Origin of the sequence: Bradyrhizobium erythrophlei (genome assembly GCF_900129505.1) — a bacterium.
Classification (GTDB): Bacteria; Pseudomonadota; Alphaproteobacteria; order Rhizobiales; family Xanthobacteraceae; genus Bradyrhizobium; species Bradyrhizobium erythrophlei_D.
Map to the genome: position 1 here is coordinate 3,765,666 of NZ_LT670818.1, position 24,350 is coordinate 3,790,015.

Here is a 24,350-nt window from a genome sequence, read left to right on the forward strand (position 1 = left end):
CATCGATTTTGCAATTGAAACTTTTAGATCGCAGCAATAATCTTTCGTTATGGTTTTGGGTTGAGATGTACTGGCGCCTGATTTGAGGCTGAGATCGGTCGTCAGCGAAGCTGATCGCAGCGATGGTTGGTTGCTATTTCAACCGGCTTCAGTACGAAATCTGCGCGAAGCCGAAATCTCATGCGCGACTATATCCGGCAGATCCAGATCGAGCAGAGCTGAGCTCAAGCCTTTGCCGTGGGCATCAAGCGCGAGCGAGCGCGTCACGCCGCCGCCGAGCGCCAGGGTCAGTACAAAGTTGAGTGCCCCGATCGACGGCATTTCGTATCGCGTTACTTCGCCACGAACGATCTCTGCAAAATGTGCACTGACACGCTCAGCCGTAACATGCTGACACAGGAATTCGTAATTCTCCGAATCGAAGGCAATCACGGAAATATTCGAGATGTTTCCCTTGTCCCCGGTCCGGGAGTGGGCAATCTGACGAAGCTTCATCTGCCGTCTCCTAAAGGCGGTTGCTCAAGGATTGAACATTTGGAACGTCGGTATTGCGAATTCTTCTGGCACCAATACGGACGCGACGGCAATGATCTCTCGCGCCGACTTGAATGCACCGCCACCGCTTGCCGGACCGTTAGTGTAGAGTGTTTCCACCTCGTTGCCGATGCGCTCCGCTTCTCGAAGATTTTCGGTGCGGCCGGCAACGCGCAAACGAACTTCGTACGGCGCGCCGCCGCTTGACAGCATCGAGCCGTGCATTGAGTCTGCGCCTATTAGATCGAAACGGGACTCTGTCATTTGCACGCCGATCAGAGCGAGCCGCTCCCGGACGATTTCACGTGCAAGTTTGCCTCGTTCCAGCGCGCCTGGACCGGCATAGGAAATCTGGCCCTCACCGACATAACTGTCGATGTAACCAATGGAGGTTTTCAACTGACCTGTTTTTGGCTTCCCGCTGCCGCCCTGTACGCGCACTCGGTCCGGGCCGACCTGGGTCACGGTTACTCCTGAGAAATCACCGACCACATCGGGTTGAAGGTAGCGACTCGGATCATGCACCTCATAGAGAAGCTGCTCCTTGCAGGTCGCTTCAGTGACCGCGCCTCCCGATCCGGGTACCTTGGTCACGATGAGATCGCCATTTTCACTGATTTCCCCGATTGGAAACCCAAGCCGCGCCAAGCCCGCGACATCCTTGAAGCCCGGATCGGAAAAGTAACCACCCGTGATCTGGCCCGCGCATTCCAGCAAATGGCCGACGAGGGCGCCTCTGCCCAAGCGTTCCCAATCGTCCATTGCCCAGCCGAATTCGTGAATCAGGGGTGCCATGAACAGCGCGGGGTCGCCGACGCGACCCGTAATTACCACATCGGCACCCGCAGCTAATGCCTGAACGATGGGCGCCGCTCCCAAATAGGCATTAGCCGATAACAATCGATTGCCCAGATCCCTGACGCGTCCTTCAATTTCCAGAAATGGAAAATTGCCGCGCTCGCAGGCTTCCAGAACGTCGTCACCACCGACTGCAGCAACTCTCAGTCCCTTGATCCCGAGCTGCCTCCCGATCTCCGCAGTTCTGGCGGCTGCCGCCGCTGGATTCGCCGCGCCCATGTTCGTGATGATCCGGATACCCCGGGACTTGCAGATGGCGAGGATGGCCCGCATGCGCTGTTCGAGCATGGGATCGTAACCTGCCGTCGGATCCTTCAGCTTCTGTTGCTGTGCAAGCGCAATCGTGCGCTCGGCGAGGCATTCGAATCCGAGATACTGAATTTCGCCTTTCTCAGCGAGTTCGACCGCGGGCTCAATGCGGTCTCCAGAATAGCCTGCTCCGGAACCAATCCTGATCGTTTTCAAGGGAACTCCTCCAGAAGACCTACAACGGAAAGACGCCGAGCAGCACGCACGCGATCGTCATGACGACCGATGCGCCGAACAGGAACGGAAAGGTAAACTTCTGGTGGTCGCCGAGATCGATACCAGTCAAACCGACAATCAAGAAGGTCGCAGGCGTTAGCGGGCTGACGGGGAAGCCTGTGGTCATTTGGCCGAGCAGCGCAGCCTGGGCTATCTGCACGGGGGGCACGCCGAGCTGCTTGCCAACCTCGGCTACGACAGGAAGCACACCGAAATAAAACGAGTCCGGATCGAACAGCAGGCTCAGAGGCATTGAGATGAGTCCCAGTGCGACCGGCAGGTGATGCGCCATTTCTGCCGGCACAAACGTCACGGCCGTCTGCGCCATCGCCTTGAGCATTCCCGATCCCTGCATAATTCCGGTGAACACGCCTGCTGCCAGCAGGATACTGGCCATCATAAGCGCGGCCTTCGCATGTGCGTCGACCCGCTTTCGCTGCATATCGACGTTTGGATAGTTAATCATCAGCGCAATGCATGTTCCGACCATGAACATTAACGCCGGCGGAATTTTCTCACCCATGGCAACCATGGTTCCCAACACGGCCACCGTGAGGACGATGTTAATCCAGAAATTTCGTGGGCGCCGAAGATCGGCCTCATCCGCCGTAAGTTGGCGTTGCGCAGGAATTGCGTCGCTCTTCGAGCCGGTAAGGCCGAGCCGCCTTTCCTCCCGGCGTCCCAAAAGGTAAGCCGCGGTGAAGATGAAGGCGAGACCGACAAGTTGGACCCCGATCAGGGGATTGAATATCTCCGAGATCGGAAGCTTCAGCGCCGCTGACGCGCGGATCATAGGTCCGGTCCAAGGCAGGAAGTTGACGCCGGCTGCCATGGAGACGGCGCAGGCAAGAATGCGCTTGTCGATGCCAAGCCTGTCGTAAAGGGGCAGCGTTGCAGGAATTGTGATGAGGAAGGTCACTGCTCCCGAGCCATCGAGGTGGATGAGAAGCGCCAGCAAGGTCGTGCCCATCACGATGCGAGTGGGCCGCGTTCCAACTGTCCGCAAAATGCGGTCGATGACGGGATCCAGCATTCCGGCATCTGTGACGACACCGAAGAACAGGATCGCAAACACGAACATGCCGACGACCGGGGCAAGGCTTTTGAGCCCCTCGAGAACAAACTTGCTGGTATCGTAGCCGAAGCCTCCGACCAGTGAGGCGATGATCGGAATAGTGATAAGCGCGATAAGCGGCGACATTCGCTTGGAAATGATGACCGCCAACAAGACGACAACGGTCGTCAGGCCTAGAAGGGCCAGCATGGGATTTCCTCTTCAGAAAATATCTCGTTGACCAGCTGGGCCGTCGTAAGAACCGATGCAAAAAGCTTCGCAATAGCTGGTTCCCACAATTAGCGGGCGGTCATCTCATTTTGCAATTGAAATGTTCATATAGAAGCAATAACGTTTGGTTATGGATATAAACCTGCGCCAGGTTCGTGCGTTCGTTTCGGTTGCGCATCTGAAGAGTTTTACGCGCACCGCGCGGCTGCTTCACATCTCGCAGCCAGCGCTAACGGTCCAAATAAGAAAACTAGAGGAGGACCTTCAGATCAGACTGTTGGATCGCAATAGTCGAACGGTCGATCTCACACGGGTCGGCGTTGAACTTCTCCCGGTCTTTCAGCGCATACTCCACGAACTTGACTCGGTCGTCGTCGATACGCGCGCCCTCGCGACTACACAGCATGGCGTGGTGCGGATAGCCGCACTGCCTTCGTTCGCTGCCGGCATGCTTCCGACTGTCATTTCCCGGTTTCGACAGTCAAATCCCAGGATGACTTTCGTATTGAAAGACGTGGTCGCCAGCAGAGTTAACGACAGCGTGCGGTCGGGCCAGGTAGACCTCGGTGTTACCGGCGGCAAGGTTGCCGATCCTGAACTGGAGATTCTCCATACCTGGCAGGATCACATGCACGCCGTGTTTCCATCGGGACACCCGTTCGAGCGCAAGCGCCGGATTACGCTGGAGGATCTCGCGGAGGTTCCGTTGATCCTGATGGATTCGGAAACAAGTGTGCGTGCGATTGTTGATGCTGCCTTCGTCGCGGCCGGACGCCTTCCTATCCCAGCTTGTGAGGCGATCTACATGATGACTGCCGTGGGGATGGTCAAAGCCGGGCTCGGTGTCGGCATTCTGCCCGCGTCAGCAAAAGAGGTACAGGCCGAACCAAGCTTGGTGTCGCGCCTGATTGAGGACACGGCCCTCACACGACAGATAGCTATAATCAAGAAATTGAAGCGCACATTGCCGCCTGCCGCGCAATTGTTTCTTGATGAGGTACTCAAGGTCATTCGCGAACCGCTCGCCAAGGGCGACGTCAGTAAGGGCCGCGCTCGAAAGAAGCGGGCCTCTCTTCCCGGCTAGCCGAGGTCAAGATAACCGCCGATGGATTTGCGGATCGCCTTATAGGCAGCGATGTTTTTGAGAATCGAAGCCCTCGTCCGAGGCGTGATCAACGACGCGAGCTGCACGCGTTTTTTGCCGACGTTTTCCGTTTTATCCGGCGGTCAAAAGGATCAGTCGAACAGAGCGTCGATGTCGTTCTGCGAGGCGTGACCCTCGTCGCCGTCCAGCTTCGGGCCGTTCAAGAGCTTCGCGTCGCCTTCCCGGTCGTCGACGATCGGCGGCGCGTGCGCCTTGATCGCATCCACGCCACCCCAGATGTCCATCATGACGGTGATGTGGTTCTCGATGAACTTCATCGTGGTCATCACCTTGCTGATGCGCTGACCGGTGAGATCCTGAAAATTGCAGGCTTCGAAAATGGAGACGACGCGCTCCTGGATTTCCTCGCTGAGGATCTTCTGCTGGTCCGGTGAGGTCACCTTCGACAGCGCGCTCGACGCGTTATCGATCGCCTCGGCGGCTTCCAGGATTTGCTGGGTGGCTTCTTCGGTGCCGCCGACCACGGCGCCGAGTTCGCCATTGACCTTGGCCATCTCCTCGCCGTTGAAGCTCTTGCCGTGCAGCACCGCGATTTCCCGCTTGGTGCGGTTGATGGCGTCGTAGATCAGGTCGAGTTCAACCTTGAGCTTTTCGCACTGTTCGATCTGGGCGCGATAGGTTTCCAGCAAGGCGTAGGCCTCGGCGGCCTCGCGCGAAACCGAAGCATCGAGCGTCTCGACGGTCGCGCTACGGGCGCGGCCGGAGCTTCCCATTTGCGAGCGGATGGCGCGCAGCTCGTTCATGATCTCGCGATGCATGGGACCGACCTCGCCGTCAGCGCCGGCGGGCATCGGCATGTCGCCGCCGATGATTGCTTCTTCGATACGAAAGCGTCTGCGATGAATCGGCATGAGATTGTTCCTGACCTTCACTCCGTCCGTTTTAGGCAGATGCGATTTAACATCGGGTTCACGCCGGGAACTGTTGTCGAGTGCAAGGTTTGCCGCCGCACATCAACGATTAACCATGGGCGGCCATCGTTCATCGAAAATAAACGCTACCGGTCAAAACCGCGTCCAGTTGGCGGGATGGTGAATCCAAAAGCCGATTCTGTTTACCAAACCGACGCGGTTTTGATTTTAGTTGGTGGCGTGCAGGGGCGCTTTCGAAAGCGAGCGCCCGGCAAGGACAATTTCAACAAGACGAAACAGTACAGAGTACGTCGATGTTCAAAAGAATGTCTCTTGCGCTCCTTGCGAGCGCGTCTTGTCTCGGCGCCGGACTGCATCAGGCGCAGGCTATCGAAGCCGCGGCCGTCGGCGAGCCGACCGTGATCTACGCCGATCAACCTGCGCCGCCGCCCGCGCCGGTGCGGGTGGTCTATGCCGAGCGCTTCAATATGGGCGGCGGCTTCATCGAGTTTCTGTTCGGCGACGGACCGAACCAGGGCGAGCGCTATCAGCAGCAACCCGACTATCAGCGACCGCTCTATCAACGGCCCGGCTATCCACAACCCGGCTATCAGCAACCCGGCTATCAGCAGCAACCGTCGTACCAGCCGCAGGGCGCGCTGCTGCCGCAGCCGGAGCAGCAGGAAGAGGCCAGCGATCCCCGGCAGCGGCCGTTCGACCCGAAATACGAGAAACAGCTCGTCGACTATCACGGCACGGAAAGGCCCGGCACCATCGTCGTCGATACGCCCAACAAGTTCTTGTTCCTGGTGCAGGGCGATGGCAAGGCGCTGCGCTACGGCATCGGCGTCGGCAAGCCCGGATTCACCTGGTCGGGCGTCAAGGCGATCTCCGCGAAGAAGGAATGGCCGGACTGGACGCCGCCGCCGGAGATGCTGGTGCGCCGGCCGGATCTGCCGCGGCACATGGAAGGCGGCCCGCAGAATCCGCTCGGTGCCCGCGCGATGTATCTGGGATCGTCGCTGTATCGCATCCACGGCTCCAACGAGCCCTGGACCATCGGCACCAACGTCTCGTCCGGCTGCATCCGGATGCGCAACGAGGACGTCATCGACCTCTACGGCCGCGTCAATGTCGGCGCCAGGGTCGTCGTGATCTGATCGCCTTGCGACTGAGAAAACGAAACGGCCGCCCGATCGGGCGGCCGTTCTGATTGGTACCGTCCGAAAAATCGCTCAGGCGTAATCGCTGTCGCCGTCGTTGCCGAAGTCGTCGGAATCCAGATCCATGTCGTCGCGGTCGTCGTCATCGTTCGATGTCTGGTCATCGTTCGATGTCTGATCATCGTTCGAGGCCGTATCCAGCATTCCGGCGCGCGAATTGTCGTCGCCGCGATTTGCCGATGAACCGACGTCGCTAACTCCGGCGTCACGCGCCAAAGTGCTGCCGGATTGATCGCTCCAGGGGCTTGCGCCTGCAGCCTTGTCGCCAACGCCCGCATTGAGACCTGCGGCATCGCCGAAGCCGCGCTGGCCACCGCCCATCATCGAGCGGATGCTGCCAAGCAGCAGCGATCCGCCGATCGTTCCGGCCGCCGCGGCTGCTGCGGTGCCAAGGAACGAGCCGCCACCGCCGAGGGGGGGCGGCTGGGCCGCGCCATACGGCTGACCGTAGGAGGGAGGCTGACCATAGGAGGGTTGACCATACGGCGCCTGGTCATAACGTCCGGGCGACTGGGCCTGCTGCATCACTTGGCCACTGTTCCATACCGGACGGCTGGCGGGCGGCGGAACGTTCGGTACCGAACCGTGCGGCTGATTCTGTCCGTGGTCCTGCCCGAAGACGGCATCGCGCATCGAATCGAGAAACCCGCCGGACTGCTGTTGTGACGGCGCGCCGCCGGCCTCCAGTTCCTGGATACGGCTGCTGGCGCGCTTGAGCGCTTCGTCCTGGACCAGAACGGTCTGCACCAGCGCGTAAACCGCATTGGGCGCTTTCTGCAGGCCCTGCGCAATCGCGGAGGCCGCGTCCGGATCGCGCGGCGCACCCTCCAGCCTGGCGAGCCGGTCGAAAAGATCGTCGATCATCTGGCGTTCTTGCGGTGTCATGGATTCTCTCCTTCGCTCCGAAAGCGCAGGCGCCTGATGTAGGGGGGCTTTATGTCGCCAGTAGTGTGGGGTCCGATTAAATTTATGTGTCCTGCAACGCGTCCCGGAGCGGGCCGGGCGATCAGCCCAACGTAACTTTATTCGCCTCCAGGAGGCGCGGGAACTGCTCGCCGCCGAGGAAGGCATGCTCGTGCTCGCGATGGGTCGTCAGCGGGTCGAGGCTGATCAGGGTCTCATCGACAAAGCCGGGATGGCACATGATCAGGCCGCCGTCGGGCAGCCCGTCGAGAAACTGCGGCATCAGGGCGCCGAAATCGGGTCGTCTGGTGAAATCATAGGCGCCGGCGAAACCGGGATTGAAGGCGATCCCGGCCTGCGCGGCGCGGCGGCGGAACTGCGCGCTCAGCAGGTCCAGAACCAGCGCCTTGGGCGTGCCGAGCCGCCGGGCCAGCGGCTGGTTTCGCCCGCCCTGGCGCACCCAGGCCTCGGGCGCGGCCGTCTTCACCGCCGTCAGAAACGCGTCGCGCACCTGCGGGAATAGCTGCGCATGCTGGTGGCCGTCGACAAAGTCGGGCGCCCGGCCGAACCAATCGCGGAAGGCCTTTAGCTGCACCATCAGTTCGGCATGGATGATCTCGGGATCGAGCCGGCGCAGCAGGCCCGCGCGCAGCAGCTTCGGAAAGCCCGGGAACATGCCGCCGTCGAGCGGCCTGAAATGCATCGTCAGAGGGCGGAACGGCGCGGTCAGGGTGACGTGCAGGCCGATGGCGCAACGTGGACCGTTGGCGACGACGGCCTGAAGTGCTGCGATTTCGTCGCGGCCGATCGCAGGTCCAACCACCATCACCGATGTCGCGTTGAGACGGCCGCGTCCGATCAGATCGCGAATCGCGCGGTTGACGCCGGGGCTGAGACCATAATCGTCCGCACACAGCCAGATGCGGCGCGGCGCGGCGTCGCTCATTCGGCGGCCGTCCTTTCGCCGGCGCCCGTGCTTTCCTTGCTGCCTTCCTTGGCGTCGGCGCGCTTGTCCGAATGTTCGGCGACGAAATAGATCGGACGCGCCTTCAGCTCGGAAAGAATCTTCCCGATATATTCGCCGACGATGCCGATCATGATGAGCTGCACGCCGCCGATCGTCATCAGGCCGACTACCAGCGAGGGATAGCCCGGAACCGATCTTCCGGTGGTGAAGGTCTCCCACAGGATCGAAAGCCCGAACAGGAACGCGATGGTCGCGAGCACCACCCCGAGCAGGCTGGCAAAACGCAGCGGCGCCACCGAGAACGAGGTCAGGCCTTCGATCGACAGCCCGATCAGCCGGCCGGGGCTGAAGGTGGTGATGCCGTGCGCGCGTGCCGCGGGTTCGTAGTCGACGCGGATCTGTCGGAAGCCGATCCAGCTTGCCAGCCCCTTGAAGAAGCGGTTGCGCTCGGGCAATTGCCGCAGCGCGGCCACCGCGCGGGGCGACAGCAGGCGGAAGTCGCCGGCATCCTCGGGGATTTTTTGCCGCGCGCCCCAGTTGATCAGCGCGTAGAAGCCGTGCACGGCAAGCCGCCGCGGAAACGACTCATTGTCGCGATGCGCTTTGGCGGTATAGACTACGTCGTAGCCGCCATCGATCCAGTGGCTGACCAGTTGCTCGACCAGATCCGGCGGATGCTGACCGTCGCCGTCCATGAACAGGACCGCGCCGCGGCGGGCATGGTCCAGTCCCGCCATCAGGGCGGCTTCCTTGCCGAAATTGCGCGACAGCGACACTACCTGGACGTCGAGCGCATCGGCCTCGAGCGAGCGCGCGACCGCAAGCGTGGTGTCGGTGCTGCCGTCATCGACATAGACGACCTCGCAGGCAAGCCCGTAGCGCTGCCGCAGCGCCTTCGCCAGATCGGTCAAGCGTCCATGCAGCGGCGCAAGTCCGGCCGCCTCGTTAAAGACGGGCACGACGATCGACAGCCCCTGCGCCGCGGCGGTGGCCGCGGTGGTGGACAGGCTAGAAACATCCGTACCCAGCATCATCGATCAGGTTCCAATCCCCACTACATATGGCAATTGCTGCGCTTTGTCGCCACGGGGATAAGGCCGCGCGGCTGCGCCTCACTGCCGCAGGAATGCCTCAAGTCTGGCAAACAGCGGATTGTCGCGATCGAGCACATAGTCGAGCGACGCCACCGACACCGTGTCGGCGCCGTGCGCGCGAAGAAAACTGCCGAGCGCGTAAAGCTGCGCCGGTGGGCAGTGCAGCGTGACCATGCCGGAAGAGGTCGGGCCGCCGAAAGGCGACACCACGCCGAACCGGTTATGGGCTTCGGCCAGCAGCGCGGCGTCGCAGCCGGCAAAGCGGGTGCGGACCTCGCGATACTTGCTGGCGCGGGCGCGTGCGGCGATGTGGTCGAGGATGACGCGCGCGGTTTCTCTGGCCTCACTCGACCAGTCGGCGTCCCTGGATGCCACGAGGTTGGCCTGGCTGCGCAGGATGACGCCGTCGTCGAGCACCTTGAGACCGTTGGCGGCGAGCGTGGCGCCCGTTGACGTGATGTCGACGATCATCTCGGCCGTGCCGACCGCCGGCGCACCTTCGGTCGCGCCGGCGCTCTCGACGATGCGGTAGTCGACGACGCCGTGGGAGGCGAAGAAGGTCCGGGTCAAATTGATGTACTTGGTCGCCACCCGCATCCGCCGGTTATGCTGGGCGCGGAAGCCGGTGGTGACGTCGTCGAGATCGGCCATGGTGCGGACGTCGATCCAGGCCTGCGGCACCGCCACCACGACATTGGCGCCGCCGAAGCCGAGGCTGTCGATCAGCAGCACGCGCTTGTCGGCATCGGTAATGCTTTCGCGCACCAGATCTTCGCCGGTGACGCCGAGATGCACCATGCCGCGCGCAAGCTGCCAGGCGATCTCGCTCGCCGAGAGATAGGCGATCTCGACATTGTCGAGGCCCGCGATGGTGCCGCGATAGTCGCGGGCGCCGCGCGGCTTTGCCAACGCAAGCCCGGCCCGGGTGAAGAACGCTTCCGCGTTTTCCTGCAGCCGGCCCTTGGAGGGAACGGCGAGAACGAATGGCGTTGTCATGCGGAGCTCCCGCTTCCGCTCGCGCCGGGCTTGCGGCCGATTTTCGTCATCGCCTCGACCCAGACCGAGAAGCCGACCGCGGGGATCGGGGAAGGCGCGCCGAGCTGGGTCATCAGCCCGTCATAGCGCCCGCCCGCCACCAGCGGTTCGAGGCCGTTGCCCTTGGCATGCAATTCGAATTCGAAGCCGGTGTAATAATCGACGCCGCGCCCGAAAGCTGTGGAGAACCGCGTCGCCTTTGTGTCGATGCCGCGCCCGGCCATGAAGCCGATGCGGCTTTCGAACTGATCGATCGCAGCGTTGATGTCGAGTTTGGCGTCGCTGGCCAAAGCGCGCAGTTGCACGATGGCGTCGTTGGGGTCGCCGGCGATGGCGAGGAAACGCTTGATGATGCCGAGCGCGTCGCGCGGCAGGGCGCCGCCCTTCAGCGTCGATTGCTCGAGGAAGCGGTCGGCGATTTCCGCCACCGTGCGTCCGCCGACATTGGTGGTGCCGGCGATCGACATCAGGTCGGTCACCAGCGCGAGCGCCGCCTTGCGGTCGGAACCGGCGAGCGCGGCGAGCACGCCCTCGTATTCGTTGCGGCCGGGTCCGGTCGCGAGCGTCAGCCGCCCGAGATCCTGCTCGAGAGAGATCTTGCGGTTGAAATCCTTGATCAGCCGCCGCCGCCATACCGGATAGAGACCGAGCGCATCGATCAGCGCGTTGAACAGGGCGACATCGCCGGTGCGGATTTCGACGTCGCTGACGCCGAACGCCAGGGTCGCCTGCAGCGCCAGCGCCAGCATCTCGGCATCTGCCGCGGCGCGATCCTGCCGTCCGAAGGATTCAATGCCGGCCTGCAGGAACTCGCTCGGCCGGCCGCCGCGATAGCGGAACACCGGTCCAAGATAGGAAAATCCCGCCGGCTGGCCGCAGCGGTCGGAGGCGAGGTAATCCCGCGCCACCGGGATGGTCAGGTCGGGGCGCAGGCACAGCTCCTCGCCGTTGGCGTCGGTGGTGAGGTAAAGGCTTTTGCGGATGTCCTCGCCCGAGAGGTCGAGAAACGGCTCGGCCGGCTGCAGGATCGCAGGCTCCGCCTGGACGTAGCCGGCCTGGGCGAACGACAATAGCAGCGCGTCCGCCCATGCGGCGGATCCGGTCGCACGAGGGGCGGCGGTCAGGGTCATCTCGAAGTCCAAATCGTCCGAAAACGGTTACCAAAGCTTGAGCTGGCGCAGCCCCTTAGCACGGCTGCCGTCGGGTTTCGACAGGGATCGGCCAAGGATAGCCAAGGACCGCCAAGGATAGGCCAAGGATAGGCCAAGGATCGGTCAAGTGCCTTAACGATCCTCGCAAACTATCCGCCTACATGGTTACCGGTCCAGTCGCCCACCACGGCCTGGACCAGCGCCAGCGCCGCCACGGCGGCGGTATCCGCGCGCAGGATCCGCGGCCCCAGCGACAGAATCAGGGTTCGTGGTTGTCGCGTCAGGACCGCCCGCTCTTCCTCGGCGAACCCGCCTTCGGGACCGATCAGGACATCGATTCCGGTTCCAGCGGCGAGCTGGGCTTGCAGCGCCCGGACCGGATTGGCGACATCGGCGGCCTCGTCGCAGAAAACCAGCAGGCGCTGGCCGTCGCGCCCGCTCAAAAAGCGATCGAGCGTCACCGGCTCGGCAACGGTGGCAATGCTCAGGATGCCGCACTGCTCGGCGGCCTCGATGACATTGGCGCGCATCCGCTCGCCATTGACCCTGGATGCCTGGGTGAAGCGGGTCAAAACCGGCTGCAGCACCGCTGCCCCCATCTCGACGGCTTTCTGCACCATGTAGTCGAGCCGGGCGTGCTTGAGCGGCGCGAAGACGTAAGCAAGGTCGGGCAGGCGGTCCTGCGGCCTTGTAGATGCGACAACGCTGAGACTGTCGGGCCGTTTGCGGCCCGCGATCGAGGCCTGCCATTCGCCGTCGCGGCCGTTGAACACCAGGATGGTATCGCCGGCGGCCAGCCGCAGCACATTGCCGAGATAGTTGCTCTGGCTGTGCTCCAGCGCGACCGTTTCGCCGGTCGCCAGCGCGGCATCGACGAACAGCCGGGGCTGACGAAAATCGTTTTGAGGCATGCTCGATGGTCCAGTTCCTGCGGCCTTTTAGCCCAAAGGAGGACAATTAACCCAATAAATGGTGTCCAATCGCGGCCCAACGCCGTGCTCTCGCCAAATTCCACGGGTTGTTAAGAACCGGCAGGAATCGTAAATAGCCTCATCGGAAATCGCTCTTCCATCGGGAAGACGCTTGGGGGATCTTTGGACCTTGCCGGAGAAACAGCCTTGATCATCCGCCGCCTGATTGTGCCGCTGACAGTGGGCGTCGTGAGCGTCTGCGCCGGTCAGGCCTGTGCCCAAGGCGAATTCGTTAGACCGCAGTTGCAGGCGGACCCGGCGGAGGGCTGCAGGAGTGGATTTGCGTCCTTGCGTGAGGAGGCGGAGAAACGCGGCACCCTGATCAAGGCCGCAAGCGATCGCCATGCGCCTCCCGATGAGGCTTGCAAGCTGATCGGTAACTTTGGCCAAGCCGAAACCAAGATGATAAAATATATGGAATCATACGCTGCCAAGTGCGGGATCCCGGCGCAGATCTCGGACCAGCTCAAGGCCCGGCACCGGAACACCGAGACAATGCAGAAAAAGGTCTGCGCAATGGCGCAGCGAGTGCAGGGAAGGGGACCTGCAGGCCCGACGGGAGACTTTTGGACCTTGCCGGAGAAACAGATTTGATCATCCGCCGCCTGATTGTGCCGCTCGCCGCGGCCATCGTGATCGCCCATGCCGGTCAGGCCTTGGCGCAAAGCGCGTTTCCGGCGCCGCTGCCCAGCGGAGGCGTCATCAAGAACGATCCGGCATTTCCGCCGGTTAACGGCGCAGCCCCGTCCACCTCGGTCGGCGCTCCCCCTTCCAGTTCGTTTCCGGTGACCGGCGCAGCCCCAGTCGCCGGCTCGGCGTTCGAGCGCGGGCCGGCGCCTCCGTCGCAGGCGGGTCCCAGCGACGAGTGCATGAAGGGATTCCTGCCGCTGCGCGAAGAGGCGGAGAAGCGCGGCAAATTGATCAAGGTCGCCAGCGACCGTCATGCGCCGCCGGATGAAGCCTGCAAGCTGATCGGAAATTTCGGCCAGGCCGAGATCAAGATGATCAAATATGTCGAGACCCACGCGGCGAAATGCGGAATCCCGCCGCAGATTTCGGATCAGTTGAAGGCCGGCCACAAGAATACCGAGAAGATGCAGAAGCAGGTCTGCGCGGTGGCGCAGCAGGCTCAGCAAAGAGGCCCGGCCGGCCCGAGCCTGAGCGACGTGCTGGGTTCGTCGGCCGCTATGCCGGAGGCCACGGCCACGAAAAAGGGCGGCAGCACGTTCGATACCCTGAACGGCAACGTCCTCACCCGATGACCGGCATCGCATGAGCGACGCGGCCGGCCGCGTTGCTGACTCCACCGGCAATTGGGTCGACAGCCATGCGCCGCGATGGTCGCGGCCGTACTTGCGTCTCTCGCGTCTCGACCGGCCGATTGGCTCGTGGCTGTTGCTGATCCCGTGCTGGTGGTCGGCGGCGCTCGCCGCCGGCGTCGCCCACGACATCGGCCGGTTGCCCCTCGTCGTCGCGCTGTTCTTCGTCGGCGCCTTTGTCATGCGCGGCGCCGGCTGCACCTGGAACGACATCACCGATCGCGATCTCGACGCCAGGGTGGAACGGACGCGGTCGCGCCCGATTCCGGCGGGGCAGGTGAGCGTGACGCAGGCGCTTGTCTTTCTGGTCGTTCAGGCGCTGGTCGGATTGGCGGTGCTTTTGCAATTCAACCGCTTCGCCATCCTGACCGGCATCGCCTCGCTCTCCATCGTCGCGGTCTATCCGTTCATGAAGCGCATTACCTGGTGGCCGCAGATCGTGCTCGGCCTCGCATTCTCCTGGGGCGCGCTGATGGGATTTGCGGTGACGCTGGGCCGCATCGATGCGACGGCGGCAGCACTTTACGCCGGCTCGATCTGCTGGGTGATCGGTTACGACACCATCTATGCGCATCAGGACGCCGAGGACGACGCGCTGATCGGGGTCAAATCGACCGCGCTTCTGTTCGGCGCGCGCACGCAAGCCGCGCTGATCGTGTTCTACTCTCTTGCGGTGGTCCTGATCGGGGCGGCGCTCGCGCTGGCCCGCGCAGGCCTGCCCGCCTGGCTCGGGCTTGCCGCGTTCGCCATCCATCTCGGTTGGCAAATCTCGCGCCTTGAGATCGGCGATCCCGCTCTGTGCCTGCGCATCTTCAGATCCAACCGCGATGCGGGGCTGCTGCTGTTTGCAGGTCTGCTCGCGGACGCGGTGTTGCGGGCGGCGTTCGTCTAGTTTCAGGCAGCGTCAATCCCGCGCGATGATCTCGCGTTCGTTTCGGTGCAGGTTGGCCAGGTTGAGCAAATCGCCCGCACGCCGCCGCACCAAAAATTTCGGCCGCCGCGCGCGGATGGCGTTGTGACGACGTCGCCGTGCCGCCGGTTCGCGCAGTTTGTCCTCCGGCAATAGCGGGAGCGCGAAGATGTCGCTCCACATCTGCCAGGCGACGGCGATCTCTTCCCTGTCGGAGGAGACGCATAGCGGGATCGTCAATGACGGATCGCGATGAACCAGCACCAGCAGCTGGGCCTCGTCGAGGCCGCGCAGGGCCACGCCGAGAAAGTCGGATACGCGAAGGTTGATCGCCATCTGCATGCCGTGCAGGGCACGGCGCAGCACGATGCGTTCGCGATCAAGTTCGATGTGCCGCACGCCGCCGTCGGCACGGATATCGTGCGCTTCGAAGCGGACGGGCAGGGAAAGAGGGTCGAGCCGCAACGCGCGACTCGACCCGGCGGGGTTGATCCCGCTTGTTGCTGTTTGACGCCTCACGGCCCTTATCTCCCCGCCGGGATTATGTTCCCGGTCGACGTGCGAGAGCATGCCAGAGCGGCTTACGAAATCGCTTAAAAAGGCTGGTTAATCAGGCGTCACTTGCACTGCATCCGCCCGCATGATTGACAAGAGCTTGGCCGACATGATTGACGAGACCTTGCGGCATAATCGAAAATCTTTGGCTTTCGACGCGGGAAAATGCTTGAAATCCCTGTGAATCGGGCACATCTGGTGTGTTCCGCGATTGGCGTCCGGGCTTGCGCCAATCCTTTCTCCATCGCCGGGATTTTGTTCGTGAACTCTTCACCATCTGTCGTTTCGCCGCTTTCATCCGACGCCACCAATTCCGGCCTGTTCGATCAATCCGTCCTGAGCTCGCTGGCGGAGCGGCTGGTCGAGGCGGCCAAGCGCGCGGGCGCGGACGCCGCCGACGCGGTCGCGGTGCGCGGCGTTTCGCACGGGGTCGAGGTGCGCGACGGGCGCGTCGAGGAATCCGAGCGCTCGGAAGGCGACGATATCGGATTGCGCGTGCTGGTGGGACAGCGCCAGGCGGTGGTTTCGACCAACGACGTCAGCGGCGACGGCATCGCCAGGCTGGCCGAACGCGCGGTCGCGATGGCGCGCGTCGCGCCCGACGACAAATATGTCGGTCTCGCCGATCCGGCATTGCTGGCGCGCGATTTTCCGGATCTCGATCTGCTCGATCCCAAGACCCCCTCGACGGCGGAACTCGAACGCCGCGCCTGCGAAGCGGAAGCGGCCGGGCTCGCGGTCAAGGGCGTTACCAAATCCGGCGGCGCCTCGGCCTCGACCGGAATTGGCGGCATGGTGCTGGTGACCTCCACCGGCTTCCACGGTTCTTATTTGCGTTCGAGCCAGGGCATCTCGATGACGGCGATATCGGGCGAGGGCACCGGCATGGAGCGCGATTACGACTACACGTCGGCGCCGCATGCCGCCGATCTCGCCTCGCCCGAGAGCGTCGGCCGCAAGGCGGGCGAGCGCACGGTCGCGCGCGCCAATCCGCGCAAGGTCGAGACCTGCAAGGTCCCGGTGGTGTTCGACCCCCGGATTTCCGGCTCGCTGGTCGGCCATCTCGTCGGCGCGGTGAACGGCGCCTCGATCGCGCGCAAGACCAGTTTCCTGAAAGACCGTCTCGGCCAGCAGCTGTTTGCGAAGAACATCCGCATCATCGACGATCCCTTGCGCGTTCGCGGCTTGCGCTCGCAGACGTTCGACGCCGAGGGTGTCAAGGTGAAGAAGCTCGCCATTGTCGATGAGGGCGTGCTGACGACGTGGCTGTTGGACTGCGCCACCGCGCGCGAACTCGGCCTCGTCACCACCGGCCACGCCCATCGCGGCGTATCGTCGTCGCCCTCGCCCGGACCGTACAATCTCCACCTCGAGGCCGGCGAGCCGACGCCGGCCGAACTGATCTCGGACATCAAGCAGGGATTCTACGTCACCGACCTGATCGGCTCCGGCGTCAACGGCGTGACCGGCGACTACAGCCGCGGCGCGTCCGGCTTCTGGATCGAGAACGGCGAGATCACCTATCCGGTGAGCGAGGTGACGATCGCGGGCCATCTGTTCGAGATATTCAAATCGATGGCGCCGGCCAACGATCTGGAATTCCGCTACGGCGTCAATGCGCCGACCGTGCGCATCGAGGGATTGACGCTTGGCGGACGTTAGCACCGGCATCAGGCGCGACGATCTGATGAATCGCGACGCCGCCCTGCTGAGGGAAACCGTGCAGGAGGCCGGCGCGCTGGCGCTGTCGCTGTTTCGCACCGAACTGAAGAACTGGACCAAGGGCGCGTCGTCGCCGGTGTCGGAAGCCGATATCGCGGTCAACGACCTGCTGGAGCAGCGGTTGCGCTCCGCCACGCCGGGTTATGGCTGGCTGTCGGAAGAAAGCGCCCACGACGACAAGCGGCTTGGGAAACGGCTGGTTTGGATCGTCGATCCGATCGACGGCACCCGCGGCTATCTCGCCGGCCGCGAAGACTGGTGCGTGAGCGTGGCGCTGGTCGAGGATGCGTCGCCGGTGCTTGCCGCCGTATTCGCGCCGGCCAGCGGGGAATTCTTCTTTGCCGCGCGCGGACGAGGGGCTACGCGCAACAATGTCCCGGTTTATGCCACATCGGGCACCGAACTGGATTTTTCGCGGCTGGCCGGGCCGAAGCCGCTGGTCGAGCGACTCAACCGGTCGCCGGGCGAAATTACCCTGCACCCGCGAATCGGTTCGCTGGCGCTTCGGCTGTGCCGGGTCGCGCAAGGCAGCCTGGATGCCGCTTTTGCCGGCGGTCAAAGCCGCGATTGGGACCTTGCCGCGGCCAATTTGATCGTGCAGGAAGCGAATGGTAACATGACCGCGCTCTCGGGGGATCCGATCCTCTACAATCGCCGGGAAGTGGCGCATGGGGTGCTGGTGGCAGCGGGACGGGATCGTCATGGACGCATCGTCGAGCATTTTCGAAGCCATCCGTTGCCCTGAACGCGTACCCTGAGCGTCTTTGGAACCCTGAGCGGCTTTGGACTTGCGTCGGAAACCTGCCTGCCGGGCACCACATTGGGAAAAGGAATCATGCCAGATAGTGCCCAGCAATTGCTGCATCTCGTCATCGGAGGCGAACTGACCGACCTCACGGGCACGACCTTCAGGGATCTCGATAAAGTCGAGGTCGTCGGCGTCTACCCCAATTACGCCACCGCTTACACGGCCTGGAAGGCCAAGGCGCAGCAGACCGTCGACAACGCCCACATGCGCTATTTCATCGTCCACCTCCATCGGCTGCTCGACCCGGGTCACGACACGAAGCCTGCCAGTTGAAAAAGCTGCTTCGCAATGCGCTGCGCAGCAGCTGGGTCCAGCGCGCTGTGGGATTTCTCGCGGCCGAGTATCTGCGGCTGGTCTGGCTGACCAACAGATTCAGTTTCGATCCGGCCAACGTCTATGACATCGTCGAGCCGCAGATGCCGGCGATCTTTGCGTTCTGGCACGGCCAGCATTTCCTGACGCCGTTCATCAAGACCAAGGAGAGCCATCTCGCCAAGGTGCTGATCTCGCGGCACCGCGACGGCGAGTTCAACGCCATCGCCGCCGAACGGCTCGGCATCGGCACCATCCGTGGCTCCGGCGATCATGGCGGCGCGTTTCACCGCAAGGGCGGGGTCGGCGCGTTCAGGGAGATGGTGCAGGCGCTCGCGGAGGGCTATAACGTCGCCTCGACCGCGGATGTGCCGAAGCGCGCACGCGTCGCGGGGATGGGCATCATCATGCTGGCGCGGGAATCCGGACGGCCGATCATGCCCTTCGCCATGGCGACCAGCCGATTCGTCCGGTTGCGCAATTGGGACAGCACCACCATCAATTTGCCATTCGGGCGAGGCGCATTGGTGGGAATCGCACCGGTTCACGTGCCGCCGGACGCCGACGCCGAGACCATGGAAAGATTGCGCCTGCAGCTGGAGGCCTATTTGAACGAGGCGACCCGTCTCGCCTACGAGAAGCTTGGGCGGGCGGAGGCAGGTCCCTCGAAGGCAAGCCCTGCGAAGGCAAGTCCTGCGAAGGCAAGTCCTTCGAACGCAAGCCTGCCGACGAACAGCCTTCCGGAGAAAAGCCTCTCGGAGAAAAGCCTTCCGGAGAACAAGAGCCTTGGCTAACTCCCTGCCGATGACGCTGCGCGTCTATCAGAAGCTGTCGTCCGCGGTGGTGCCGCTGGCGCCGGCGCTGATCAAGCGGCGGCTGAAACAGGGCAAGGAGGATCCGGAGCGGATCGGCGAGCGCCGCGGCATGAGCCGGGACGTCAGGCCGCATGGGCCTTTGGTGTGGATCCACGGCGCCAGCGTCGGCGAGGTGCTGGCCGCGGCGGCTTTGATCGAAAAGCTGCGCGCACTCAACATCCGCATCCTCCTGACGTCGGGTACCGTGACCTCGGCCGCGATCGTCGCCAAGCGGTTTCCCGCCGACATCATCCATCAGTACGTGCCTTACGATTCGCCGCGCTACGTGGCGCGCTTTCTCGATCACTGGCGGCCTTCTCTGGCGCTGTTCATCGAATCCGATCTGTGGCCCAATCTGATCCTGTCGAGCGCGGCGCGGCGGCTGCCGATGGTGCTGATCAACGGCAGGATGTCGCATCGCTCGTTCCCGCGCTGGCGCAGGGTTGCCGACACGATCTCCGCGCTGCTCGGCCGGTTCGACGTCTGCCTCGCGCAGTCGCGGGTGGATGCCGAGCGCTTCACCGCGCTGGGCAGCCGCAACGTCGTGACCACGGGCAATCTGAAGCTCGATGTGCCGGCGCCGCCGGCCGATGCCGCCAGGCTGGAGCGGTTGACGGCGCTGACCCGCGGCCGCCCGATCATCGTAGCGGCATCGACCCATCCCGGCGAGGAGGACATCCTGCTCGAAGCGCACCGGGCGCTGGCGGGATTCTTCCCGCAGCTCTTGACCGTGATCGTGCCGCGGCATCCCGGTCGCGGCGAAGCGATCGCCCGCACCGTCGCGGCTTCCGGCCTGCAGGTGGCGTTGCGCTCGCGCGAGGGACTGCCGACGGCGGCTTGCGAGATTTATGTCGCGGACACCATGGGCGAACTGGGATTGTTCTATCGGCTGGCGCCAATCGTGTTCATGGGCGGATCGCTGGTCGAACATGGCGGGCAGAATCCGATCGAGGCGATCAAGCTCGGCGCCTCGATCGTGCACGGCCCTCACGTCTTCAATTTCACCGATGTCTACGAGGCGCTCGACAGCGCGGGCGGCGCGCGGCGGGCCGAGACGCTGGAAGCGCTGGTGAAACAGCTCGGCCAGTTGCTGGGCGACCCTGTGGCGCGCGAATCCTCGCTGGCCGCCTCGGAGCGCGTCGTCGAACAACTCGGCGGCGCGCTCGACCGTACGCTGGCCGCGCTCGAGCCGTATCTGTTGCAGCTGCGGATCGAAATGGGAGCGGCGAATGCGTGAGCCGGCCTTCTGGCACCGGCCGCCGTCGCTGTTATCCTCGTTACTGATGCCGCTCGGCGCGCTCTATGGCCTGGTCACCGCACAGCGCATGCAAAGCGAGGGACTTGAGGCCGGCATTCCCGTGATCTGCGTCGGCAATTATCACGTCGGCGGCGCCGGCAAGACGCCTGCGGTGCTGGCGCTGACCAAGCTGCTGCGCGATCTCGGCGAGACGCCGGTCGTGCTCAGCCGCGGTTACGGCGGACGGTTGCGCGGCCCGGTCAGGGTCGATCCGGCGCGGCACCGCGCCGATGATGTCGGCGACGAACCGCTGATGCTGGCCCGCACGGTGCCGGTCATGGTCGCGCGCGATCGCACCGATGGCGTCGCGCTGGCGAAGTCGCAAGGCGCGACCGTGATCCTGATGGACGATGGTTTCCAGAATGCGTCGATTGCCAAGGACGCCTCCCTGATCGTGATCGACGGCGAGCGCGGTCTCGGCAACGGCCGCGTCTTCCCGGCGGGCCCGCTGCGCGCGCCGCTCTCGCCCCAGCTTGCCCGCACCGACGCACTGATCGTCATCGGCGATGGATCCGCGGCCGCGCCCGTCGCCGCCGCCGTCGCCGCGGCAGGCAAGCCGGTGCTGTCGGCGCAGCTTCGTCCCGACGCGGCGTCGGTCACCTCGCTGCGCGGCAAGCGCGTGCTGGCCTTTGCCGGGATCGGCGACCCCAACCGGTTCTTCAGGACGCTGCGGGCCTGCGGGCTGGAGGTGGTGCGGCAACGCGCCTTTGACGATCATCATCCGTTTTCGGAAAGCGAGATCGCCGAATTGATCGCGCAGGCGAGAGGCGATGCGCTGACGTTGGTGACGACGGAAAAGGATCTGGTCCGGCTGCGCGACGTCGCAGGGGCGCAAGCTATCGTGGCGTTCCCGGTGACGCTCGAGTTCGCCGACCCCGTGCAGCTACGGAAGTTTATCGCCGGCCGGCTGTTTCAGGCCCGCGAAAAGAATTTTCGCACGAACAGCTGACACGTAAGGTGGGCAAAGGCGCATTTGCGCCGTGCCCACCATTGGCCAGATCAAGATAGACCGGACGTCATTTGGTGGGCACGCTGACGCTTTGCTCACCCTACGATCCGCGCCTGACGTTACGCCTTCAGCGCCCTCGGAAAATGCCGCTGCAGCACCGCGCTCGGGATGGCATAGGCCTCCTGCAGGTCGACGCTCCAGTATTTCAACTCGTCGAGCGGGATCCGCGCATCGGTCACGGCGCAGCGCACATAGGTCCCGGGCGAGATCACGCGGAAATCGCCATCCAGATATTGCACCTGCGCTTCGCCATTGCCCGAGGGGCCGAATTTATTGAGCACGGTTGAAGTCTCCGACCAGTTCCCGGCCGCCGGGGCCGGGCTGAATATTTTTTCGCAAACTGCGATTTATCATAAATAGGTCATGTTGTCCGCCGGTTAAACCCACCGATTTGTGATGAAATTTCGCTTCCTGCGCATGCTAGCCTTGCGGCGGTGGGGCGCTTTCATTAAGCATCATCGCGACCGGCAACGAAATGCGCCTTCTGTCAGCGATCATATTCCCGGCGCTTTTTGCCGTGGCTTTTGCCGCGGATGCGGCGCCATTGGCTGCCCCGCACCAGGTCGATATCCCCTCCGGCCACAGCATATTGCACGCGCAGCTCTACAAGCCCGAGGGCCAGGGCCCTTTTCCGGTGGTGATCGCGCTGCATGGCTGCGGCGGATTGGCCGGCCGGTCGGAGCCGGTGCAGCCCCGCTATCGTGATTGGGCCGAGCAATTGATCCGGGACGGTCACGCGGTGCTGCTGCCGGACAGCTACGGCTCGCGCGAACTCGGCCCGCAATGCCGCGCCAATGAACACAAGGTTCACGCCCGCCGCGAGCGGGTCGAGGATATCATGGCATCCCGGCAATGGCTGGTGGAGCAGCCCTGGGCGGCGCACGACCGCATCAGCCTGCTTGGATGGGCGAACGGCGCCAGCGCATTGTTGTGGGCGGTGCGTCCGCAACTGTCATCACACAGCGTCGAACCCGATTTCCGCTCGGCGATCGCCTTCTATCCGGACTGCCGCATTTCGGCGGGCCTGGGATGGAGCGCACGGGTTCCGACGCTGCTCCTGATCGGCGCCAAGGACGACGTCAGTTCGCCGCCGGCCTGCCGCCAGATGATCGACGGAGCGCACGGACGCAGCGCGCTGGCGCGGATCGTGGTCTATCCCGGCGCCTATCACGATTTCGACCGGGCGAATCTTCCGCCGCACGCCATTGCCGGCAGCGCTGACGCGACGGTGCCGGAGCACGGCTATCTCGGCACCGATCCCGAGGCCCGCGCCGATTCGCAAAAGCGCGTCGCCGAATGGCTGGCGCGGTGAGTAGTCTCTAAAACAAGCTGCCCTGATCGACCGGTTTTGCAGTGCGCTTGGGCGCGGCGGGCTTCGGCTCGTCCGAGGCCGGCTTCGCCGGACCCTTTGCCGCCGGGCGGTCCGCATCCGCGGTGGCCGCGACGCGTCCGTCGGAAAATTCCAGATCGAGCCGCGCCCCCGGTCCGACGCCGGCGGCGGCGCGCACGGCGCGGCCCTGCTCGTCGCGCACCAGGGCAAAGCCGCGCGCCAGCACGCTGCGATAGGACAGGGCTCCCAAAAGCTGCCCGCTATGGGCGACTCGCGCCTGCAGGCGCTGGGTTGCGGTTGCGAGCGCGCGCCGCGCCCGCTCGGCCAGGCGAGCCACGCGCTCGCGGTCGCGCGCGATGGCATTGCGCTGCGCCTGGGCGTTGGCGAGTTTTGAGGCCTTCAGCCGGATCTCCAATCCAGAGAAGCGGTCGCGGCGGTTGCGCAGCAGCGTCCGCGCCGAATGCGTCATGCGCTCGCCGGAGACGGTCAGCCGATGCCGCGCTTGCGTCAGCTGCCCGCGCAACACCCGCACGGTGAGCCGGGCGCTGACGCCGGCGAAATGGCGAAAATGCAGATGCGTATTGGCTTTCAGCGCACGCGGCAGCGAGGCGCTGGCACCATCCAGCCGCTGCCGCGGGATCGCCAGCAGTTCGCCCGCGGCGGGCAAGGCGCGGGCGGCCGCGCGCAGCTCGCTGCGGCGGCCTTCCTGGGCGCGCTGCCAGCACAGCATCGCGCGCCGCGCCATCGCGGTGACTTCGACGAACAGTTCGCTGCGCACGGGGACCGCCATTTCGGCGGCGGCTGTCGGCGTCGGCGCGCGCTTGTCGGCGGCGAAATCGATCAGCGTGATGTCGGTCTCGTGGCCAACCGCCGAGATCAGCGGAATCATGCTTTCCGCCGCCGCGCGGACCACGATCTCCTCGTTGAACGACCACAGATCTTCCAGCGAGCCGCCGCCGCGCGCGACGATCAGAAGATCGGGGCGCGGAATCCTGCCGCCTGCCGGCAGCGCATTGAAACCGCGGATGGCGGCGGCGACCTGTTCGGCCGAGCCTTCGCCCTGCACCTTGACCGGCCACACCAGCACGCGGCGCGGAAAGCGGTCTTCCAGCCGGTGCAGGATGTCGCGGATCACCGCACCTGTCGGCGAGGTGACGACGCCGATCACCTCCGGCAGCCACGGCAGCAGCTGCTTGCGCGCCTCGTCGAACAACCCTTCGGCGGCGAGCTTCTTCTTGCGCTCTTCCATCAGCGCCATCAGCGCGCCAACGCCGGCGGGCTCGATCGCCTCGATCACGATCTGGTATTTCGAGGAGCCGGGATAGGTGGTGAGCTTGCCGGTGGCGATGACCTCGAGGCCCTCCTGCGGCTTGAAGCGCATCCGGCTATGGACGCCCTTCCAGATCACCGCCTCGATCTTGGCGCTCTCGTCCTTCAGCGCGAAATAGCAATGGCCGGACGAATGCGGCCCGCGGAAGCCCGAGATTTCGCCGCGCACCCGGACATGCCCATAGGCATCCTCCACCGTCCGCTTCAGCGCGGAGGAGAGTTCGGACACCGTGAATTCCGGTGCGTTGATCAGGGCTTCGAGGGCGGCCATCTCGGACAATCGATTCGCGGTTTTGGGACAGGGCCACAAGGTAGGGATTTTGGCCGGCACCGCAAATCGGCG

At 64.0% G+C, this 24,350-nt stretch carries 24 protein-coding genes and 1 pseudogene; 12 read left to right on the forward strand and 13 right to left on the reverse strand.

The window, feature by feature from the left end; genetic code table 11:
• Nucleotides 1-138: 138 nt before the first annotated feature.
• From B5525_RS17365 to B5525_RS17375, 3 genes are read right to left on the reverse strand one after another with little or no spacing between them, the layout of a single operon-like run.
• Entirely contained in the window at nucleotides 139-495 is a 357-nt protein-coding gene (locus B5525_RS17365; RefSeq protein WP_079567104.1) for an AtuA-related protein, read from the reverse strand.
• 24 nt (nucleotides 496-519) lie between these two features.
• The gene (locus tag B5525_RS17370; RefSeq protein ID WP_079567105.1) at nucleotides 520-1,857 is read right to left on the reverse strand and encodes an acyclic terpene utilization AtuA family protein; all 1,338 of its coding nucleotides are present in this window, start codon (nucleotides 1,855-1,857) and stop codon (nucleotides 520-522) included.
• A gap of 19 nt (nucleotides 1,858-1,876) precedes the next feature.
• Nucleotides 1,877-3,181: a CitMHS family transporter gene (locus B5525_RS17375; protein ID WP_079567106.1), complete on the reverse strand. Its 1,305-nt coding sequence runs from the start codon at nucleotides 3,179-3,181 to the stop codon at nucleotides 1,877-1,879.
• 151 nt (nucleotides 3,182-3,332) lie between these two features.
• On the opposite strand from B5525_RS17375, the gene B5525_RS17380 reads away from it, so the two are divergent.
• Complete coding sequence (locus tag B5525_RS17380; RefSeq protein WP_079567107.1) at nucleotides 3,333-4,286, forward strand: LysR family transcriptional regulator; 954 nt, start codon at nucleotides 3,333-3,335, stop codon at nucleotides 4,284-4,286.
• Between the two features lie 152 nt (nucleotides 4,287-4,438).
• Here the strand turns inward: B5525_RS17380 and B5525_RS17385 are convergent, their stop codons facing one another.
• Nucleotides 4,439-5,218, reverse strand: coding sequence for a protein phosphatase CheZ (locus B5525_RS17385; protein ID WP_079573469.1), 780 nt, complete (start codon nucleotides 5,216-5,218; stop codon nucleotides 4,439-4,441).
• A 314-nt stretch (nucleotides 5,219-5,532) separates the two neighbouring features.
• Between B5525_RS17385 and B5525_RS17390 the strand changes: the two genes are divergently transcribed.
• Nucleotides 5,533-6,378: a L,D-transpeptidase gene (locus B5525_RS17390; RefSeq protein WP_079567108.1), complete on the forward strand. Its 846-nt coding sequence runs from the start codon at nucleotides 5,533-5,535 to the stop codon at nucleotides 6,376-6,378.
• A gap of 75 nt (nucleotides 6,379-6,453) precedes the next feature.
• Here B5525_RS17390 and B5525_RS17395 read toward each other — a convergent pair whose 3' ends face one another.
• The 6 genes from B5525_RS17395 to B5525_RS17420 form a co-directional block, all read right to left on the reverse strand.
• Nucleotides 6,454-7,326: a DUF2076 domain-containing protein gene (locus B5525_RS17395; RefSeq protein WP_079567109.1), complete on the reverse strand. Its 873-nt coding sequence runs from the start codon at nucleotides 7,324-7,326 to the stop codon at nucleotides 6,454-6,456.
• A 121-nt stretch (nucleotides 7,327-7,447) separates the two neighbouring features.
• The gene (locus tag B5525_RS17400) at nucleotides 7,448-8,290 is read right to left on the reverse strand and encodes a ChbG/HpnK family deacetylase (RefSeq protein WP_079567110.1); all 843 of its coding nucleotides are present in this window, start codon (nucleotides 8,288-8,290) and stop codon (nucleotides 7,448-7,450) included.
• Nucleotides 8,287-9,345 carry a glycosyltransferase family 2 protein gene (locus B5525_RS17405; RefSeq protein WP_079567111.1) on the reverse strand — a complete coding sequence of 353 codons (1,059 nt, stop codon included), beginning with the start codon at nucleotides 9,343-9,345 and terminating at the stop codon, nucleotides 8,287-8,289. The genes B5525_RS17400 and B5525_RS17405 overlap by 4 nt, the downstream gene beginning before the upstream one ends.
• Before the next feature lie 78 nt (nucleotides 9,346-9,423).
• Nucleotides 9,424-10,401: an ATP phosphoribosyltransferase gene (gene hisG, locus B5525_RS17410; RefSeq protein ID WP_079567112.1), complete on the reverse strand. Its 978-nt coding sequence runs from the start codon at nucleotides 10,399-10,401 to the stop codon at nucleotides 9,424-9,426.
• Nucleotides 10,398-11,570, reverse strand: coding sequence for an ATP phosphoribosyltransferase regulatory subunit (locus B5525_RS17415; protein WP_079573471.1), 1,173 nt, complete (start codon nucleotides 11,568-11,570; stop codon nucleotides 10,398-10,400). Before B5525_RS17415 ends, hisG begins: the two co-directional genes overlap by 4 nt.
• 170 nt (nucleotides 11,571-11,740) lie before the next feature.
• Nucleotides 11,741-12,502 carry a 16S rRNA (uracil(1498)-N(3))-methyltransferase gene (locus B5525_RS17420; protein WP_079567113.1) on the reverse strand — a complete coding sequence of 254 codons (762 nt, stop codon included), beginning with the start codon at nucleotides 12,500-12,502 and terminating at the stop codon, nucleotides 11,741-11,743.
• Between the two features lie 297 nt (nucleotides 12,503-12,799).
• Here B5525_RS17420 and B5525_RS17425 point away from each other — a divergent pair.
• The 3 genes and pseudogenes from B5525_RS17425 to ubiA all read left to right on the forward strand — a co-directional run.
• A pseudogene (locus tag B5525_RS17425) lies at nucleotides 12,800-13,120 on the forward strand (hypothetical protein); the annotation flags it as partial.
• Between the two features lie 35 nt (nucleotides 13,121-13,155).
• Nucleotides 13,156-13,824 (forward strand): hypothetical protein, encoded by a 669-nt coding sequence (locus B5525_RS17430; RefSeq protein ID WP_079573473.1) that lies wholly within the window; start codon nucleotides 13,156-13,158, stop codon nucleotides 13,822-13,824.
• A 10-nt stretch (nucleotides 13,825-13,834) separates the two neighbouring features.
• Nucleotides 13,835-14,773: a 4-hydroxybenzoate octaprenyltransferase gene (gene ubiA, locus B5525_RS17435; protein ID WP_079567115.1), complete on the forward strand. Its 939-nt coding sequence runs from the start codon at nucleotides 13,835-13,837 to the stop codon at nucleotides 14,771-14,773.
• A 12-nt stretch (nucleotides 14,774-14,785) separates the two neighbouring features.
• Here ubiA and B5525_RS17440 read toward each other — a convergent pair whose 3' ends face one another.
• On the reverse strand, nucleotides 14,786-15,310 hold the full coding sequence (locus B5525_RS17440; protein ID WP_079573475.1) for a DUF6101 family protein: 525 nt from the start codon (nucleotides 15,308-15,310) through the stop codon (nucleotides 14,786-14,788).
• A 297-nt stretch (nucleotides 15,311-15,607) separates the two neighbouring features.
• On the opposite strand from B5525_RS17440, the gene B5525_RS17445 reads away from it, so the two are divergent.
• From B5525_RS17445 to lpxK, 6 genes are all read left to right on the forward strand, one after another.
• Nucleotides 15,608-17,008, forward strand: coding sequence for a TldD/PmbA family protein (locus B5525_RS17445; protein WP_079573478.1), 1,401 nt, complete (start codon nucleotides 15,608-15,610; stop codon nucleotides 17,006-17,008).
• Between the two features lie 25 nt (nucleotides 17,009-17,033).
• The gene (locus B5525_RS17450; RefSeq protein ID WP_079573479.1) at nucleotides 17,034-17,813 is read left to right on the forward strand and encodes a 3'(2'),5'-bisphosphate nucleotidase CysQ; all 780 of its coding nucleotides are present in this window, start codon (nucleotides 17,034-17,036) and stop codon (nucleotides 17,811-17,813) included.
• A 90-nt stretch (nucleotides 17,814-17,903) separates the two neighbouring features.
• Nucleotides 17,904-18,149, forward strand: a complete 246-nt coding sequence (locus B5525_RS17455) for a DUF4170 domain-containing protein (protein WP_079567116.1) — start codon at nucleotides 17,904-17,906, stop codon at nucleotides 18,147-18,149.
• The gene (locus B5525_RS17460; RefSeq protein WP_079567117.1) at nucleotides 18,146-18,982 is read left to right on the forward strand and encodes a lysophospholipid acyltransferase family protein; all 837 of its coding nucleotides are present in this window, start codon (nucleotides 18,146-18,148) and stop codon (nucleotides 18,980-18,982) included. Before B5525_RS17455 ends, B5525_RS17460 begins: the two co-directional genes overlap by 4 nt.
• 10 nt (nucleotides 18,983-18,992) lie before the next feature.
• Nucleotides 18,993-20,279 (forward strand): 3-deoxy-D-manno-octulosonic acid transferase, encoded by a 1,287-nt coding sequence (locus B5525_RS17465; protein ID WP_079567118.1) that lies wholly within the window; start codon nucleotides 18,993-18,995, stop codon nucleotides 20,277-20,279.
• The gene (gene lpxK, locus B5525_RS17470; RefSeq protein ID WP_079567119.1) at nucleotides 20,272-21,288 is read left to right on the forward strand and encodes a tetraacyldisaccharide 4'-kinase; all 1,017 of its coding nucleotides are present in this window, start codon (nucleotides 20,272-20,274) and stop codon (nucleotides 21,286-21,288) included. The genes B5525_RS17465 and lpxK overlap by 8 nt, the downstream gene beginning before the upstream one ends.
• A 119-nt stretch (nucleotides 21,289-21,407) precedes the next feature.
• On the opposite strand, the gene B5525_RS17475 is transcribed toward lpxK, so the two are convergent.
• Nucleotides 21,408-21,629: a DUF2093 domain-containing protein gene (locus B5525_RS17475; RefSeq protein WP_079567120.1), complete on the reverse strand. Its 222-nt coding sequence runs from the start codon at nucleotides 21,627-21,629 to the stop codon at nucleotides 21,408-21,410.
• 194 nt (nucleotides 21,630-21,823) lie between these two features.
• On the opposite strand from B5525_RS17475, the gene B5525_RS17480 reads away from it, so the two are divergent.
• The gene (locus tag B5525_RS17480) at nucleotides 21,824-22,660 is read left to right on the forward strand and encodes a dienelactone hydrolase family protein (protein ID WP_079567121.1); all 837 of its coding nucleotides are present in this window, start codon (nucleotides 21,824-21,826) and stop codon (nucleotides 22,658-22,660) included.
• 7 nt (nucleotides 22,661-22,667) lie between these two features.
• On the opposite strand, the gene xseA is transcribed toward B5525_RS17480, so the two are convergent.
• Nucleotides 22,668-24,278 (reverse strand): exodeoxyribonuclease VII large subunit, encoded by a 1,611-nt coding sequence (gene xseA, locus B5525_RS17485; protein ID WP_079567122.1) that lies wholly within the window; start codon nucleotides 24,276-24,278, stop codon nucleotides 22,668-22,670.
• Between the last annotated feature and the right edge of the window lie 72 nt (nucleotides 24,279-24,350).